General features: G+C 63.4%; 17 protein-coding genes. 8 read left to right on the top strand and 9 right to left on the bottom strand.

What is annotated here, in order from left to right:
- Positions 1 to 102: 102 nt before the first annotated feature.
- The 3 genes from OHD62_RS21165 (at position 103) to OHD62_RS21175 (ending at position 1,572) form a co-directional block, all read left to right on the top strand.
- Positions 103 to 519, top strand: coding sequence for an NUDIX hydrolase (locus OHD62_RS21165; protein ID WP_263786586.1), 417 nt, complete (start codon positions 103 to 105; stop codon positions 517 to 519).
- Positions 520 to 571: 52 nt separating this feature from the next.
- A complete protein-coding gene (locus OHD62_RS21170) occupies positions 572 to 949 on the top strand; it encodes a TIGR02301 family protein (RefSeq protein ID WP_263786588.1) in 378 nt (125 codons plus the stop codon).
- A gap of 365 nt (positions 950 to 1,314) precedes the next feature.
- Positions 1,315 to 1,572, top strand: a complete 258-nt coding sequence (locus OHD62_RS21175; protein ID WP_263786590.1) for a hypothetical protein — start codon at positions 1,315 to 1,317, stop codon at positions 1,570 to 1,572.
- A 44-nt stretch (positions 1,573 to 1,616) separates the two neighbouring features.
- Here the strand turns inward: OHD62_RS21175 and OHD62_RS21180 are convergent, their stop codons facing one another.
- The gene (locus OHD62_RS21180) at positions 1,617 to 1,895 is read right to left on the bottom strand and encodes a hypothetical protein (protein ID WP_263786848.1); all 279 of its coding nucleotides are present in this window, start codon (positions 1,893 to 1,895) and stop codon (positions 1,617 to 1,619) included.
- On the opposite strand from OHD62_RS21180, the gene OHD62_RS21185 reads away from it, so the two are divergent.
- Positions 1,810 to 2,523 (top strand): alanine and proline-rich secreted protein Apa, encoded by a 714-nt coding sequence (locus tag OHD62_RS21185; RefSeq protein WP_263786592.1) that lies wholly within the window; start codon positions 1,810 to 1,812, stop codon positions 2,521 to 2,523. The genes OHD62_RS21180 and OHD62_RS21185 overlap by 86 nt on opposite strands.
- Before the next feature lie 10 nt (positions 2,524 to 2,533).
- Here OHD62_RS21185 and OHD62_RS21190 read toward each other — a convergent pair whose 3' ends face one another.
- Entirely contained in the window at positions 2,534 to 3,865 is a 1,332-nt protein-coding gene (locus tag OHD62_RS21190; protein ID WP_263786593.1) for a dihydroorotase, read from the bottom strand.
- A gap of 82 nt (positions 3,866 to 3,947) precedes the next feature.
- Between OHD62_RS21190 and OHD62_RS21195 the strand changes: the two genes are divergently transcribed.
- The 3 genes from OHD62_RS21195 to OHD62_RS21205 all read left to right on the top strand — a co-directional run bounded on the left by OHD62_RS21195 (position 3,948) and on the right by OHD62_RS21205 (position 7,647).
- Positions 3,948 to 4,808 (top strand): YgfZ/GcvT domain-containing protein, encoded by an 861-nt coding sequence (locus OHD62_RS21195; protein ID WP_263786596.1) that lies wholly within the window; start codon positions 3,948 to 3,950, stop codon positions 4,806 to 4,808.
- Positions 4,808 to 5,446, top strand: coding sequence for an HD family hydrolase (locus OHD62_RS21200; RefSeq protein WP_263786598.1), 639 nt, complete (start codon positions 4,808 to 4,810; stop codon positions 5,444 to 5,446). The genes OHD62_RS21195 and OHD62_RS21200 overlap by 1 nt, the downstream gene beginning before the upstream one ends.
- 65 nt (positions 5,447 to 5,511) lie before the next feature.
- A complete protein-coding gene (locus OHD62_RS21205) occupies positions 5,512 to 7,647 on the top strand; it encodes a putative bifunctional diguanylate cyclase/phosphodiesterase (protein WP_263786600.1) in 2,136 nt (711 codons plus the stop codon).
- A gap of 48 nt (positions 7,648 to 7,695) precedes the next feature.
- Here the strand turns inward: OHD62_RS21205 and OHD62_RS21210 are convergent, their stop codons facing one another.
- The gene (locus tag OHD62_RS21210) at positions 7,696 to 8,586 is read right to left on the bottom strand and encodes a fatty acid desaturase family protein (RefSeq protein WP_263786602.1); all 891 of its coding nucleotides are present in this window, start codon (positions 8,584 to 8,586) and stop codon (positions 7,696 to 7,698) included.
- A 108-nt stretch (positions 8,587 to 8,694) separates the two neighbouring features.
- Here OHD62_RS21210 and OHD62_RS21215 point away from each other — a divergent pair, with 108 nt between their 5' ends.
- Positions 8,695 to 9,642, top strand: coding sequence for a LysR substrate-binding domain-containing protein (locus OHD62_RS21215; RefSeq protein ID WP_263786604.1), 948 nt, complete (start codon positions 8,695 to 8,697; stop codon positions 9,640 to 9,642).
- Positions 9,643 to 9,656: 14 nt separating this feature from the next.
- Here OHD62_RS21215 and OHD62_RS21220 read toward each other — a convergent pair whose 3' ends face one another.
- From OHD62_RS21220 to OHD62_RS21245, 6 genes are all read right to left on the bottom strand, one after another.
- Complete coding sequence (locus tag OHD62_RS21220; RefSeq protein ID WP_263786606.1) at positions 9,657 to 9,929, bottom strand: DUF3303 domain-containing protein; 273 nt, start codon at positions 9,927 to 9,929, stop codon at positions 9,657 to 9,659.
- 9 nt (positions 9,930 to 9,938) lie between these two features.
- The gene (locus tag OHD62_RS21225) at positions 9,939 to 11,414 is read right to left on the bottom strand and encodes a RimK family protein (protein WP_263786608.1); all 1,476 of its coding nucleotides are present in this window, start codon (positions 11,412 to 11,414) and stop codon (positions 9,939 to 9,941) included.
- On the bottom strand, positions 11,411 to 12,517 hold the full coding sequence (locus tag OHD62_RS21230) for a peptidase C39 family protein (protein WP_263786610.1): 1,107 nt from the start codon (positions 12,515 to 12,517) through the stop codon (positions 11,411 to 11,413). Before OHD62_RS21230 ends, OHD62_RS21225 begins: the two co-directional genes overlap by 4 nt.
- Positions 12,518 to 12,665: 148 nt before the next feature.
- Entirely contained in the window at positions 12,666 to 13,457 is a 792-nt protein-coding gene (locus OHD62_RS21235; RefSeq protein WP_263786612.1) for an anti-sigma factor family protein, read from the bottom strand.
- Positions 13,454 to 13,972, bottom strand: a complete 519-nt coding sequence (locus tag OHD62_RS21240; protein WP_263786615.1) for an RNA polymerase sigma factor — start codon at positions 13,970 to 13,972, stop codon at positions 13,454 to 13,456. Before OHD62_RS21240 ends, OHD62_RS21235 begins: the two co-directional genes overlap by 4 nt.
- Positions 13,973 to 14,102: 130 nt before the next feature.
- Positions 14,103 to 16,886, bottom strand: a complete 2,784-nt coding sequence (locus OHD62_RS21245) for a DUF2339 domain-containing protein (RefSeq protein ID WP_263786616.1) — start codon at positions 16,884 to 16,886, stop codon at positions 14,103 to 14,105.
- Between the last annotated feature and the right edge of the window lie 48 nt (positions 16,887 to 16,934).

Below are 16,934 nucleotides of genomic sequence, written 5' to 3' on the forward strand. Positions count from 1 at the left end.
TGGTGACATATGAAAGTGGCGATGGAACCCGCCTTTCGCAACCGCTAAAGCTGTCCGCCGACGGCCGTCCACAAACGGGCTATGTCTATCAAGCGGGAGCCCATGGAAACACGCAGGATCATTCCGGCAGTCTCGGTCGCCGTCGTGCGTGGCAGCACGGTGCTGCTGGTCAAGCGGGCCAGGCCGCCCTCGCAAGGCCTCTACGCCTTCCCAGGCGGTAAGGTCGAGGCTGGCGAGATGCTGGAGGAAGCAGCGGCCCGCGAATTGCTGGAGGAAACCGCCCTGCGCGCGGACTTCTATCGGCCGTTGCGCGAAATCCACATCGACGGAAGCGACGAGAACCATCCGGTCGACTACCGGCTGACGGTGTTCGGCGCGACCTATGCCGGCGGCGAGGCGACGGCCAGCGACGACGCCGAGACCGCCGCCTTCTATACGCTCAGCCAGATGGTGACGATGCCGCTCGCGGGCTCGGTGCTTGAGGTGGCGGAGGAATTGCTTGGGAATGCAAGTGAATAAACCCCTGAAGAAATCGCCTTGCGGGCGACAAATTGTTTGGCCACATAGACTTATGACCCGCGCCTCGCTGTTCCTTGCAGCTTGCCTCGCCGCCAGCATAGCTGTCGGCGAGCGGCCGGCGTTCAGTGCCGAAGCCCCGTTCGAGCCTGGGTTGATGCGGCTGGCGGAGGTGCTTGGCTCGCTGCATTTCCTGCGCAATCTGTGCGGCGAGAAAGGCGACCAGTGGCGCGTCGAGATGGAGAAGCTGATCGCTTCGGAAAATCCCGACCCGGAGCGGCGCGCCCGCTTCATCGCCAGTTTCAACCGCGGCTATCGCTCCTTCGGCGGCACCTACACGCAATGCACCGCCTCGGCGACGGAAGCCATCAGCCGTTACATGAAGGAAGGCGAGACGCTGTCGCGCGACATCGCCTCGCGCTATGGCAACTGACGGCAATTTCTCGGCCGTCTTCCGTCCAGGCGCCGTTCGCCACATCGGCATTTGACACCCTCCCTCCTTGTTTCCGGGAGCGTCTTGGTGCAATCCTGATGTTGCACTTCTGCAACATCATTAACGAAACGTTACGGCGTAGATGTGGAATTAACTCAAACTGAAGGTTTTCATCCCGCTCGCCGGTCTAATCGGCTAAGTTTTGAATCGGATCGAACGCAGGTTTGCAAGACGCGACGGGCCTTGTCGAAGACGACCCAAGAAATGTCGTATTTACAATGGCTTATTAGATCTGCGTACAAAAGGGACAGCCCAAGCCTGATCCGCACCCGTCGGATCGCCGCTTGAAAAGGGTGGACATCGCAATGGAACATGGCCTCAACGACATCGACGCGCTGGTCAGGGAAGAAAAGCGCCTGACCGCCGTGGAAAGCCACAGCGAGGCCTGGGCTGAAGGGCTTTCGGCCGGAATCGAGCCGGAAATCATCGCCGAGGCGGCGCTGGAAACCGCGTTTGGCGAGATGCTGCGCGCCAATGGCGAGACTTCTGCCCTTGCCCTGCTCGACCGCATGCGTGAAAAAGTGATAGCCGGGGCCTTCGAGCCGGAGAGGCTGCGGCACTGAATCGGCATCCAGGGCGGGCCTAAAGCCCTCGCATTCGAACGGATTCATGCGACGCGCTCCGAGTTCTTGTTTTTTGTGCATGTCGTTGTCGCAAAACCGCTGCGCATTCTTGCGCGACAGGCATTAGAAACCAAGGAGAAGCAGGCGGTGATTTTTTCGATGTCAGGCAAGCCGCGAGGCTTGGTCCTCAGCATCTGGCTTACCGTTTGCTGCGTTGCGATTCCGCTTACCTTATGCTTGGCGATCAGCCCCGCCCATGCGCTGAGTGAAATCAAGCGCGAGGATCTTCCCTCGCCGGCCACGCCGCCCATCGACGATGACATGGCGCCGCCTGGAAGCGCAGTGCCGATGCCCGACCCGCCCGGCACCACGCCGCCCGCGGCCAGCCCGGCGACGCCTTCCGGGGAGCCGGAAAAGACAGATCCTGAGGGACCGACGAACGATGGCGGCATGGCCAACCCGCGCGCCGATCCCGACGCTCCCTTGCCCGAAGTCGTCTACGACCTTGGAAAACTGCCGGAGCCGGTCAGGCGCATGCATGATTTGATCGTCGAGGCCTGCAAGAGCGGCGACATCGAAAAGCTGCGGCCGCTGATCGGCACGGGCGACGCGATGACCCAATTGTCGCTGAGCGAAATCGACGGCGATCCGATCGCCTTCCTGAAGGGCCTCTCGGGCGATACGGAAGGTCAGGAAATCCTCGCCATCATGGAAGAGGTGCTCAATGCCGGCTATGTCCATGTCGATGTCGGCACGCCGCAGGAACTCTATGTCTGGCCGTATTTCTTCGCGTTGCCGCTGGACAAGCTCGACGCCAGGCAGCGGGTCGAGTTGTTCAAGATCGTCACCGCCGGCGACTATGACGGCATGAAGCAGTTCGGCGCCTACATCTTTTACCGCATCGGCATCACGCCCGCCGGACAGTGGACGTTCTTCGTCGCCGGGGATTGAGCGCGTCCGCTCAAACGACCAACGCTTCGGAAAACTCCACCACCCTGCCCTGTCCGGGCGTGGCAATTTCGCCTTCCCACATCACGCGCCGGCCGCGCACGATTGTGCCGACCGGCCAGCCGGTGACCTGCCTGCCGTCATAGGGCGTCCAGCCAGCTTTCGAGCCGGCCTGCGCATTCGTGATGGTCTCGCGGCGCTTCAGATCGACAATGGTGAAATCGGCATCGTAGCCGGCGGCGACGCGGCCTTTTCTGGCCATGCCGAAGATGCGTTGCGGGCCGTGGCTGGACAAATCGACGAAGCGCTGCAGGGTCAGCCGGCCTGAATTGACGTGATCGAGCATGATCGGCACCAGCGTCTGCACGCCGGTCATGCCCGACGGCGAGGCCGGATAGGGCTTTGCCTTTTCGGCCAGTGTGTGTGGAGCATGGTCGGAACCGAGCACATCGACGATGCCTTGCTGAATGCCGTGCCAGATGCCGTCGCGGTGGCGTGCTGCCCGCACCGGCGGGTTCATCTGGATCAGTGTGCCAAGACGCGCATAGTCGTCGGCGCTCAGTGTCAGATGATGCGGCGTCGCCTCGCAGGTCGCGACATCCTTGTGCCGTTCGAGGAAGGCGATCTCCTCGGCGGTCGAGATGTGCAGCACATGGATGCGCGCGCGCGCTTTCCGGGCAATGCGCACAAGACGCTCGGTGCAGCGCAGTGCCGCGATCTCGTCGCGCCACACCGGATGCGAGGACGGATCGCCCTCGATGCGTTCGCCAAGCCGCTCGCGCAGCCGGAACTCGTCCTCGGAGTGGAAGGCGGCACGCCTGCGCGTATTCCCAAGGATTGCGGCGACACCCTCGTCGTCCTCGACCAGCAGGTCGCCGGTGGACGAGCCCATGAACACTTTCATGCCAGCGGCGCCGGGCAGCCGCTCCAGTTCGCCCACATCGCTAGCATTGTCGCGGGTGCCGCCGACCCAGAAGGCGAAGTCGCAATGCATGCGCCCGCTGGCGCGCCGTACCTTGTCGGCAAGGGCCGCCTCGCTAGTCGTCAACGGATTGGTGTTAGGCATCTCGAACACGGCGGTGACGCCGCCCAGCACCGCCGCGCGCGAGCCGGTCTCGAGGTCCTCCTTGTGCTCCAGCCCCGGCTCGCGGAAATGCACCTGGCTGTCGACGACGCCCGGCAGGATATGCAGGCCGCGGCAATCGATCGTCTCGCCGGCCGATGCCTGGCCGAGATTGCCTATTGCCGCGATGCGACCGGCCTTGACGCCGACATCGCGAAATCCCTCACCGTCATGGTTGACCACGGTGCCGCCTGTCAAGATGAGGTCGTAGGTCGTAGCCATGCTGATCCGATCTCTTGCGGGGGGAGTGTCAGCGGCTTACGTAAAGGCCGACCGTTTTGCAAGATTAGGTTGCTTTCCGCCCATGCCCTTTGCCCTGTTGGAAGATCGCGCACTCGTTTCCGTGTCAGGCCCGGATGCCGAGAATTTTTTGCAGAACATTCTGACGACCGACCTCGATGCACTTGCCGTCGGTGAGGCAAAGCCCGGCGCCTTGCTGACGCCGCAAGGCAAGATCCTGTTCGATTTCGTCATCTCGCGCGCCGGCGAGAATACCTTCCGTCTCGAATGCCGCGCCGACATTGCAGACGATTTCATACGCCGGCTGATGCTCTACCGGCTGCGCGCCAAGGTTGAGATTGCCAAGATCGATCAGGCATTTGTCGCCGTCGCGTGGGGAATTGACTCAACCACTTCACAATTTGATTCAACGCCGGTTGCCGATGCGCGCTTCCTCGACGCTGCCGTCCAGCGCTTCTATGGCGGCACCGCCGAAGGCGGCGATCTCGCTGCATGGCAGGCCTTGCGCATCGCCCATGGCATCGCCGAGAGCGGCAGCGACTACCAGCTTGGCGATGCCTTCCCGCATGACGTGCTGCTCGACGAGACCGGCGGCGTCGGCTTCAGGAAAGGCTGCTATGTCGGCCAGGAGGTGGTTTCGCGCATGCAGCACCGTGGCACCGCCAGGCGGCGGGTGCTGATCGCCAGGGCAGAGCGGCCACTGCCCGATCCGGGCACCGAGTTGACCGTCGACGGGCGGCCGGTCGGCGCGCTCGGCTCGACGGCCGGGATGACAGGTCTTGCCATTGCCCGTATCGACCGGGTCAAGGCGGCACTCGACGCCGGCCAGCCTATCCTGGCCGGATATGCTGCCGTCTCGCTCACCATTCCGGCCTGGGCGAAATTCACTTTTCCACAGGAAGCCGTCGGCGCGGAGGAGGCCTGATGGCGGCTGATCGCGCAGGCGCCCCGCCGCGCGCCTGGCAGCGCATGTTGTCCGGCCGGCGACTCGACCTGCTCGACCCCTCGCCACTCGACATCGAGATTTCCGACATCGCGCACGGGCTTGCCCGCGTCGCTCGCTGGAATGGCCAGACCAGCGGCGACCACGCCTTTTCGGTCGCCCAGCATTCGCTGCTGGTCGAGGCGCTGTTTTGCGAACTGGCGCCGGACGCCCCGGCCGACGCACGGCTGGCCGCCTTGCTGCACGACGCGCCGGAATATGTCATCGGCGACATGATCTCACCGTTCAAATCGGTGATGGGCGGCAGCTACAAGGATTGCGAACTCCGACTTCAGCGCGCCATCCACTTGCGCTTTTCGCTGCCGGCTGAACTCGGCGCCGGCCTGCGCAAGGAGATCAAGCGCGCCGACCAGATCGCCGCCTACTATGAGGCGACATTGCTGGCCGGCTTCTCGACGACGGAGGCGACCGAGTATTTCGGCCGGCCGCGCGGCTTCAATGCAGAACGCTTCGATTTCACGCCGCGTTCGGTGACTTGGGCGCAAAACGCCTTCCTCAAGCGGTATGCGGCGATCGAAACGAAACGTCAGGCAGCGGTTACGGTGCACTCGGTGAAGTAAAAGAACGCTAAATTAACCGGCGGCTACCACAGTACCGTGTCCGATCTCGGTCCGCAGGCCCGCACATGCCCGTCGCTCATGCCAAGGCTGGTTCGCCCGCACGCAGGCGCGGCGCCGGAGGCTTCGGCCCGAAGCGGCGCGTCGACGACGAACTGCGCGAGCAGAACGAGCGCTTTTCGGCGGCTGTCGAGAACATGTCGCATGGGCTGTGCATGTTCGATGCCGACGAGCGGATGATCATCTGCAACGGCAACTATCTCAGTATCTTCTGCCTCGACGCCGAAATCGTGCGGCCCGGCATCCGTTTCTTCGACATCCTCCAACACAGCGTCGACATCGGCGTCGCCTCGCAGAGCGCCGCAGAACTCTACGCCATCCGCAAGCCCTATATCGACCAGGCGAAACCTTCGACCTACGAGGAAACGCTGTCGGACGGGCGCATCATCGACATTTCGCACCGGCCGCTGGCTTCGGGCGGCTGGGTGTCGATCTATGAGGACATCACTGTCCAACGGCGCGCCGAGCAGGAGCTGAAGGAACAGCACCGCCGCTTCGACGCTGCACTTGCCAATATGTCGCAAGGTCTTTTGATGTACGACGCCGACGGCAAGCTGATCGTGCGCAACGAGCGTTTCCTGGAACTCTACCATGTGACGCCAGCCGACTTTCCGCTTGGCATGAGCCACCGCGACCTGATCGAGCAGCTCGTGCGCCTGGGCATCTACGCTGAGATCGACATCGACAGCGAAATCTCCAAAACCCGTGCTTGCCTGCAAGCCGGGGAAGTCCGGTCGACACATCGCCATCTGACCGATGGCAGAACCCTCTTGGTCGCGCGCCGGCCAATGAGTGGTGGTGGCTGGGTCGCGACCTTCGACGACGTCACCGAGCGCCGACGTGTCGAAGAGCGCATGACCCATCTTGCGCTTCACGACACGCTGACCAACCTGCCCAATCGCTCGATGTTCCGCGAAAGGCTCGACCAGGCCCTGCGCGAGGCCACGGATCTGGCGATATTGTCGCTCGACCTCGACCGCTTCAAGGCCGTCAACGATACGTGGGGACATCCTGCCGGCGATTGGCTGCTGAAATGCGTGGCCGAGCGGCTGCAACGTTGCCTGCGCAACGAGACCGACGTCGTCGCCCGTTTCGGCGGCGACGAATTCGTCATCATCCAGTTCAATCCCAAAAGCGCTGCCGATGCGGAAAAACTGGCAAAACGCATCGTCGATATCATCGGAAGACCGTTTCGCGACAAAAGCCGCGACATGCATGTCGGCATCAGCCTCGGCATTGCGCTTTTCCCCGACGATGGCACGGACGCCGACACGCTCTTGAAAAACGCAGACATGGCCCTCTACCGGGCAAAAAGCGAAGGCCGTAACGTTTACCGCTTCTTCGAGCCCGGCATGGATGCGATGGTGCGGGCGCGCCGTGCGCTCGAAACAGACCTCGAGGCAGCGTTGCCGCGGCGAGAATTCGAGCTGGATTTCCAACCCATCATGAACATCGCTTCCGGCGAGATCGTCGGCGCAGAAGCCTTGATGCGATGGCATTCGTCGGCACGCGGCCTGGTGCCGCCGGACAATTTCATCCCGGTTGCCGAAGAAATCGGGCTGATCGTTCCGCTTGGCGAATGGGCGCTGAGGAAAGCTTGCACGGTGGCGGCGGGTTGGCCCCATGAGCTGCGCATCGCGGTCAATGTCTCGGCCGTGCAGATCAAAAGCGGCACCTTTGCCCGCAGCGTCATCTCCGCACTGGCGTTTTCCGGTGTGCCGGCCAGCCGGCTGGAACTGGAAATCACCGAAACGGTGCTGATGGACGAAAGCGATACGGTGCTGAAGACGCTCAGGCAGTTGCGCGAACTCGGCATCCGCATCGCGCTGGATGATTTCGGCATTGGCTATTCGTCGCTCGGCTATCTCCGCCGCTTCCCGGTCGACAAGATCAAGATCGACCGCTCCTTCATCCGTGATATCGACAACCGCGCCACCGCCGCGATCGTGCGCACGGTCATCGGGCTCGGCGCCCAGCTTGGCATCACCGTTACCGCCGAAGGCGTCGAAACCGAAGCTCAGCTGGAGTTCCTGCGCAAGGAGGGCTGTGTCGAGGCCCAAGGCTATCTGATCGGCGTGCCATCGAAGGCAGCGGACATCGCTCGTCTGCTGGAGACGCGCGCAGCGATCAGGCAATCAGGCTGAGCGCGCCAGGACCGAGCCAGTCATCGGGCGAGCCTGAAACACCTGCCATCAGCGCAATGCTTCGATATATTTTTCGTGGAAGCGCACGTAACCGGCTTCGATCTCCTTGAGATGACGCTCGATCAGGGCGTGAAACGCCGGCAGCTGATGGAACGGCACACCCGGATAGGCATGATGCTCGGCGTGAAAGGGCATGTTCCAGGCGAGCTTGCGGACAAACCAGTTGGTCAGCGTGGTCCGGGTGTTTTCCAGCATGTTGGCGACAAGCGGACAACGGCCATGTTCGGCCAGGAGATAGAGGCGCAGAAATGGCTGTCCCAGAAGCGCCGGCACGATCCAGACATAGAGCAGCGTGGTTGCCCGGAACCAGATGGCCAGCACAAGCACGACGGCATAGAAGGCAATCATGGCACGGGCCTCAGCGCGCACCTTGGGCCGGCCTTTTGGCGGCGCGTAGCTGTCCCGGCATTGACCGGTGGCGTTGGTGTAGAGCGTCTTGAAGTGGCCCCACCACACCGGAAGCCCGGAGACGTGGATGAGATACTGGCGCCAGGTCTCGGGCTTCGAGAAGGCGAGTTCCGGGTCGTTCTCCGGATCCTGGGTGAAGCGGTGATGGGCGAAATGGAAATAGCGGAACCAGTCGGCCGGCAACGCGATCGCCAGACTGCAGATGCGCGCCACGAGATCGTTCAGCCGTTGTGTTTCGAAAGCCGTGCGGTGAACCGTCTCGTGAAGAAGCGTGAACAGGAAAACGATGAGGATGCCTTGCGGCAGCATCAGCAGCGGCCAGTACGGCACCTTGGCGATGATCAGCGCGCCAATGACGATGATCGCGCCCCAATGACCGGCAAGCTGCAGCAGCCCGAGCCGATCCGACTTGGCGGTCAGTCGATCGCGCTGTTGCTGCGTCAGCGATGCGATCACGTCGCGATGGTCCATTGGCTTGATCCCGCACTGTCGATCAGATCAGCCTAATCGCCAAAACAGCTTTCGCAAAACGAGGATTTCTGCAATTTAGATAAGCTCAACTTATCTAAATTGGTCACCATGGTAGCACTTCCATCCTTGCGGGGACTCCAGGCCTTCGAGGCTGCGGCGCGCTGCGGCAGCTTTGCCGCCGCAGCCGAAGAACTTTCAATTTCCGCGGCCGCGGTCAGCCAGCTGATCCGGACTATCGAGGACCAGATGGGCCGCAAGCTGTTTCACCGGGTCAACCGCCGTGCCGTGCTGACCGATGCCGGCCGGGAAATGCTGCCACGGCTGACACCGGCCTTCGAGGAGATCGGCAGCGTGTCGCGCGAGCTCAGCGGCGCGGAGTTTCGATCGCGCCTTGTCGTCTCGGTGCCACCATCCATGGCGATGGGCTGGCTCTCGACGCGGCTCGCGAGCTTTGTCGCCAGCCATGGCGCGGTCGACATATCGCTGAGAGGCGAAGACGATCCGGTATCGTTCGACCGCGACCTGATCGACATCCGTCTTTCCTATGGACGCTCCCACTATCGCGACCAGGCAACGGAAGACATCGCGAGGGATGCCGTCTATCCCGTTTGCGCACCTGCGATGGCAAGCGGGATCGGCGATCTCGAAGGCGCCGCCGCCCTCGCCAGCTTGCCGTTGATCCAAACGGATTGGGGCCCGACAGGTGCGTCCTTTCCGTCCTGGCGCAGCTGGTTCGAGACCGCCGGCATCGAGCTCGGCCGCACGAACCAGCACGGTCTGTCGGCGAATTCCTCGCGGGCGGCACTCGATCTGGCGATCTCGGGCCTCGGTGTCGCACTGGCGCAGGGCGTCTTCTGCGCCGAGGCGCTGGAAGACGGCAGGCTGGTCAGGCCCGTCACACAAGCGCTGGAGCTGCGACAGCCCTATTGCCTGACGATCCCGCAGAGAAGCTTGAGGCGCGACGTGGTGGTGGCGTTCAGGACATGGCTGATCGAGGAATGCCTGCGCTCGGTGGACTCGCCGGCGTTGATCACTCGGCCATCTGAGAGCCAGTGACGGCAATTGCCCGGTCAGAGGTGTCCGCTCAATGCTGCCACCATGTCCCTGTTCGTCGCCACGGGAACGATCTCGAATTCGACCAGATCCGCCCATTCGACGACCCAGCGCTGCAGGAGTGTGACGTCATCGGCCTCCACCAGCAGGAAGCAGCGGCTCATATCCGCCGCGATCCAGCTGTGGTGCACGAGAAGCGCGTCCGGCTTCAGGCGGCCCTGGTCGCGGAAGCGACGATAGATCTCCTTGCGGTCACAGCCGCGAAAATCCTCGGTCACAAAAAACAGCATCTCTGTCCCCTACTCGGATGATTGTCGGCCCGGCCGGTCGAGCCGCTCCAGGAACCACTGCGTCAGCCGCACCCAGACCTCGTCTTTTTCGCCGGAATCCTCCCAGCCATGGTCGAGGTTGGGATTGTCGTTGACCTCGATGACGAAGACGCCGTCCCTGGTCTCCTTGAGGTCGACGCCGTAGAGGCCGTCGCCGATGCAGCGCGCCGCCCTCACCGCCGTCTCGACGACATGGGCCGGTGCCTCCTTCAGCGTGAAGGTCTTGATGCCACCCTGGTCGGGCTTGCCATTGGCCTTGTGGTTGACGATCTGCCAGTGTTTCTTGGCCATCAGATAGTGCACGGCAAACAGCGGCTGGCCGCCGAGCACGCCGACACGCCAGTCATACTCGGTCGGAATGAATTTTTGCGCGATCAAGAGGTCGGAATCCTCCAGCCATTCGGTGGCCAGCGTCTTCAGCTCCTCGAAGGTCTCACATTTCTTCACACCACGCGAAAATGACGAGTCCGGGATCTTCAGCACCAACGGAAAACCCAGTGTCTGTGCCGCCACGTCAAGGTCCGAAGTGCCGGCGATCATCACCGTCGGCGGCACCGGCACCTTGTTGTAGGTCATCAGCTCGTTGAGATAGACCTTGTTGGTGCAGCGGATCATCGACAGCGGATCGTCGATGACCGGCATGCCTTCCTGCTGGGCGCGGCGGGCGAAGCGGTAAGTGTGGTTGGAGATCGAAGTGGTCTCGCGGATGAACAGGGCGTCGTAATTGGCAAGCTTGGCCAGATCCCTCTTGGTGATCGGCTCAATTTCGACGCCCATTTTCTCGGCGATCTTGGCCCAATAGCGCAGCGACGAAATCTCCGACGGCGGCAGTTCCTCATGCGGATCGACCAGCGTGGCGAAGGTGTAGCGCGCCGGCGTGCGGCCCTTGGTGTCGCGCCACTCTCGGTTGGTGTAGGTCTCAAGGCATTGCAGGAAGTGCTCTTTTTCCCCGTCGGTCATCCTGATCAGCGGATGGAAGCCGATCTTGCGGATTGCTGCCCATTCGGCGCTGTCCTTGATGTGGACCTCCAGCGCCGGCGCCCGGAACCAGTCGAACAGGAGCTTGGCGAAGCGGTCCCATATCCTGGACGGACCGATGCCGAAGAAGATGCAGACCTTCTGCGGAAAGGCGCCGCCGAGATCCTTGCGGCATTTGTTGAGCGCGAGTTCCAGTTCCGGCAGCGCATGCTCGTAGAGCTTGCGCTCCGACAGGTCGATCATCGTCTCAACCGTCGGGATGACCTTGTGACCGCGCGAACCGGCGAGCAGCGAGGCATAGTAGCCGCGGCTCTGATAGCCGTAATTGTTCGACAGGTTGATGACCTTCGGCCGCTGGCCGCGAAACAGCGCTGGATGCGCAAGATAGTCGCGGTTGGTGATGATCTTGTGCGGCGTCGCCACTTGGTCGAGATCGTTCTGCCGGCCGGTGAGGATGACCCAGGTCATTGTCTGTCGCGCTTTCCCAGAGTGATCGCGGCACGCAGTCCGTCGCGGCCGAATTGCGCCATGTTCATGAAGATGCCGTAAGGCACGGGAATATTGGCGGCATCAAGGATGGTCTCCTGTCTCTCATCCTCGACCCAGGGATCGTGGATCAGGATATGATCGCCGTCGTCGCCGATGGCCAGCACCCAGTGCGGAACCTTCTTGCCGAACATCAAGAAGCCGCTGATCAGGACCAGCACCAGTTTCCCTTCGGCGATCGCGGCGCGGATATCGTCGATGGCGAATGGACGGTAATTCACCGGGATGCCGTAAAGTTCCGCGCGCCGGCGAAAGTCGACCTGCGCCAGTTCCATGACCCGCCGCTTCTCTTCGCTGCGCACCGACTGCAGGAACAGCGCGCCGTAGAAGGACACGTAGATTTCCGCCGCAAGTCCGCTTTCATAGCCGGAGACGGCGAGCCCGAACGGCTCGCAGCCGCCCGGCCCCGACATCATGAAAACGGTGGTCGCCTCGCGCCACAGGCGGATTTCCATGACCGGGTCGGGCACGAAGCCGGGATCGAAATTGGCCATCGCCATCATCAGGCAGCACGGGCCGCAGGTGAATTCGCAGGTCTGCTGGTAGAACGGCACCTTGGTGGCGACCGGAATGTCGCCGCGCAAGGTCTTCTCATAGCGCAGCGCCGTGGCGCCGTCCTCGTAGTAGCCGGGTTCACGGCCGATCTTGCGGTAGCCGCTCTGTTCGTAGATGCGGATGGCGCGGCTGTTGTCCTCGCGAACCTCGAGGCGCAGCATCATGCGGTCATGCTCGAAAGCAGCCTCCTCGGCCCGCTCCAGCAGCATGCGGCCAATGCCGAGCCCACCGAAGAAGGGACCGACGGCAATCGAATAGAGGCGCGCGACGCCGCTGCCCTTGCGAAACAGCACGACCGCATAGCCGGCGATGCGGCCATCGCTTTCGGCGACCAGCATGCTGGCGGTCTCGCGTTCGATCAACTGGCGAAAGGAGCGGCGGGAAATACGATCGCTCGAGAAAACAGCCTTCTCGATGGCGGCGAGGTCATCGACGTCAGACGCGCGGGCCTTGCGAATCTCGGCAGGCATGCGGGTTGAGAAAACCTCGATTGGGATGTGAAACGGCCCTGATGTGGTCAAGCGCTATCGCACCTCGATTAGGGCCGAATTGTGACAGTTCCGGCGACGGTTCAGCCACCCAAACGGACAGCGGCGCCTATACCGGAAAATGACGCCGTCAGCCGGCCAGGCCGGCCAGAAGCTGGCTGTAGGCGCTCTTGGCTACCGAGGTCAGTTGCGCGCGTGGCAGCGAGCCAACGACGGCGCAGGCGTAACCCTTGTCCAGCCAGTAGACAGCCTCGGGGCCGTTTTCTTCCGATCCATAGGTGCCCTTGGCTTTCCCGGCCGATTCAGCGGTGACGAAGAGGGAAATGCGCTCGCCCTTGTCGTCCTCGTAGAGCAGCATCGCCGCCTTGCCATGGCCAGCGGGCAGCAGCCGGCCGCCGACGAGCTGGAACCCTTCCGCCGCCAGATCCGGTGCGACCAGTTTCAGGCCGACCCGGTTGGACAGCCAGGTCTGCAAATGATCCTTGTCGCTGGCCGGCACTTCCACCGCGTGCCGTTTTTCGGCGGCATAGATGACATGGGCCGCGATCGCCTGCTCGGCGAGCTGGTCGTTAGAGGGGTCTTCCAGGCCGATATGGTCGATGCCGGCGACATAACCACCAACACCGCCAATGGCCAGCACCGCCGCTGCGGCGGCCGCAAACCACCAGCGCGAGCGCCCTCGCGCTGTCCTTGCAGGCGTTTCGCCGAAGACGATCTTCTGCAGCCGCGCCGGCACCGGCTCATCGAGCACGTCGGCGAAGGCGGCATGGAGCGCGGCACGGTCGGCGACATAGCGGGTGCTCTTCGCCTTCATTTCGGGATTGGCGTCGAGCCAGGCGTCATAAGCCGCGCGCTCGTCGCCCGGCAACTCGCCGTCGAGAGCCATGTGAATGTCGCGTTCGGAAAAATCGTGCCGGCTCATTTCTCGACGATCCTTATCGAGCGGCGGCGCGCGGTGTCCTCCAGCAATCCGCGCAGTTCCTCACGCCCGCGCGCGATGCGCGACATCAATGTGCCGGCGGGAACGCCGAGGATATTGGCGGCCTCGGCATAGGAAAAGCCTTCGATGGCGACCATGACCAGTGCCGCGCGCCGGTCCGGGCTGATCGCCTGCAGCGCGTCGATGATCTCGCGCGAGGCGATGCCCGCCACCTGTTCGGCAGGTGCCGCCTGCGCTTCGCTCGCGTCCAGCGGCAGCATAGCGGCCTCACCGCGCCGGTTGACCTTGCGCATCTGGTCGATGAACAAATGATGCATGATCGTAAACAGCCACCTTCTGGGGCTTTCTCCAGTCTGCCAGTTGTCGAGCCGCACAAGCGCCCGTTCCAGGCAGTCCTGAACGAGATCGTCGGCGGAATCGCGGTCGCGCAGCAGCGAGCGCGCGTAGCGGCGCAGCCGCGGTATCTCGCCAAGGATTGCTGCCTTCTTTTCGTCCATGACCGCTGATTCTGAGGTCGCCCTGTCATCCCAATTGAATGCGCCTTCGCAGCGCAGCGCAAGCGGCCAGCGCGAAGCGGTCTGTCGCCCCGGTCACCCAAGCAATGAGATAACGCCTGCCGCGGGCGATTTATTCCCGGCCGGGGTTGGAATCCTGTTGTTCTTGCTTGTCTTTGTTCATTTCCCTCGCCGCTCTTGTCAGCAGCCGCTGGTAGAACAGGCCGATGCCGATCAGCACGGCGCCGAGACCGATGAAGGACAGCGCTCTGAGCACACCTTCCAGTTCCGACATGTCGAAGACGAAGACTTTCAGCACGGCAACCGAGATCAGCGCGGCGGACGCGATGCGCAGCACTTGCGATTTCAGCCGGACGCCGGCGGTGAGCAACGCCACGCCGATGACCAGCCAGAGCGCCGAATAGGTGTAGGTTTCGAGCTGGCCGAGGCCACTCCACAGGCCAATGAACTCGCCCTTGAACAGCCGCCTGACCGACAATGTGGCATAGGCGAAGGCAAGTACTGCCGCCACCACGGCGAGCATCTGCGCATACCATTTCGGCCGCTTGTCCCTGGCGTAGAGTGCCAGCCCCCCCGCGGCGACCGCCGGCAGGAGATAGGCGAGGAACAGAAGGTTGAACACCGGGATCCGGCCTGTCGATTCGTCTGACAACAGCGGGTTCAGCACCACGAAATGCCGGATAACGATGAAGGCAACCGAGGCCACACCGACGGCCATCGAACCATAGCGCAGCACCGGGCTTGGCGAGCGCATGTCGATGGCGACCAGGATGGCGCCGGCGCCAATAGCGATCAGCGTATAGATCGCCTGCTCGGCAAGCGTCATCGCACCCGTGTCGATGACGCCACCATGCATGGCATGGCGCACCAGCATGGCGAGCGTGAGCAGCGCAAACAGCGCCGCCGCTGCTTCCATGGCGAGGCGTGGCCGGCCATTGGTGGTGCGGGCGAGTTGCCAGGCGGCGAAGCCGAAGGCGAGCGCCGGCACGCCATATCCCGGCAGCAGCCAGTTGAACACCGGCGTCGTCGACAGGAATTGGGCACCGACGATTGTCGGATCGAAGGCGACACGGCCGAGCACGGCGATGACCGCACCGACCGAAATCCAGCCGAGCACCGGATAGGCGCGCCAGCGCGTGGCCAGCGCCGGCACGACGGCCGCGGCGCCTAGAAGAATGGTGGTCCAGCCGGACCCGAAAGCCATATGCAGCATCAGCAGACCGGCGACCGCCGCACCGCCGAGTGCAAAGGACATAGCCGCGCCTCCCTTTAGCGGCGGTTCCTCGCCTCGCGCGATCCACTCGCCGCCGGCGGCGAAGACCACGACCAGAAGGGCTGCGGCCGCCGCATAGACAAGATCGCGGTCTAGGTTGCCGAAGGTGAACCAGAGCGCCATGAGAATGAGCAGTGGTGCAATGACACCCCATGCCGCCCATGAAACGGACCGCACCCGGGCCGTTGCCGCAAACCTGCGCGCAGCCCAGAAGCCGGCGCCGATGAAAACAAGCCCGAGACCGATGCCGATCCTGAGCATCAGCGGGTCGGATATGAGCGCCGGCTGGCCGTCGACGCCGAGAGCGCCGCCTGAAAAATCGGAAGCGACCGAGGTCGGCGGAATGATGCCGAGATAGACCAGCACTGTCACCAGGCCGGCGGCGTGCAGGAGCGCAAGCGCCCGAGGCCGGTAGAGCGCCACCGCCACCAGTGCCGCGATCAGCGCTGCTCCAGGCAGGGCACCGCTGGCGGCTGCATAGGCCGGGTCGACGAACAGCGCCATGGCCGAAAGACCAACGAAGAAGCCTGGGGCGATCGAGGGCCAGTCGAAGGCCCTGTCAGGTTCCGCTTCGCCACCGCGACGGCCGAGCCAGACGAAAGCGAGCACGGCCAGGGTGACGGCGTCGATGAACAGGATGACGGGCAGGTTGGCGCCCGGCGCGTCGGTCATGAAGAGGATGGTCCAGATACCGGTGCCGACGAAGGCAGCGGCCATCAGGAAAGTCCAGTCGCGCATGCGGGCGATGACGCCAGCGGCGGCAAGCACGATTGAGAGATAGCCGAACAGCGCCCAGTAATTGGGCGCCTCGGAGGCGATCAGCATCGGCGTCACCATCGCGCCGAGCAGGCCGATGCCGGCCAACGCCTGGCCATGGACGAGCGCCGCGGCAATCGTCGCCACACCAATAGCGCCGAGCAAGGTGAAGGCGACCGCCGGGCCGATGAAGCCGTAGACGCCATGCGCGGCATAGACCGTGCCGAACAGGATGAAAGCACCGGCCGCAGTCAGGATCGCTGGAATATAGGCGCCGGCAACGCCCTGCACCGGCAGCCTGAAGCCGGTGCGGCGGATGAACTCGCCGCCGCCGACCAGTACCAGCCCGAGCAATGCGGCCATGCATAGCCGCACACCGGGACCGAAGATGCCGGCCTCGATGGTGTAGCGGATCAGGAACAGGCCACCCAGCGCCAGCGCGATGCCGCCGACCCAGACCGCCCAGCGAGTGCCGAGCGCCGTTTCGATGTCGGGTTTTTGAGCCGCTCTCGCCGTCGCGACGGCCGGCTCTGCCGGCGCAGACCCGGCCGGCGTCGTTTTGCCCGTGATCCAGGGGCCGGATTTGATCTCGCCAGTCTCAGCCTCCGTGGACGGCTTTTGCGCGGTCTCGTCCGCCGATGGCAAAACAATATTGGCCATGGATGTTGCCGCCGCATCCGCCGGCTTGCTGTCGTTTGCGGCCGGTTCCACCGGCTTGTGCTGCGGCGGCGCCACAGGGACACCCGAAAGCACGAGGCTGCGCAACGCGCCAAGCTCGCGCTCAATCAGGCCGATGCGGCTCTGCTGGCGCGCGATGATGACAAACAGCGCGATGACGGCGACAAGGCCGATCAGGCTTTCGAACATGGCGGTTCCCCCAAACCAGACCAGTTTCACTGAAATTCGGTTTTCACT

Origin of the sequence: Mesorhizobium sp. YC-39, from assembly GCF_025753795.1 — a bacterium.
Classification (GTDB): Bacteria; Pseudomonadota; Alphaproteobacteria; order Rhizobiales; family Rhizobiaceae; genus Mesorhizobium.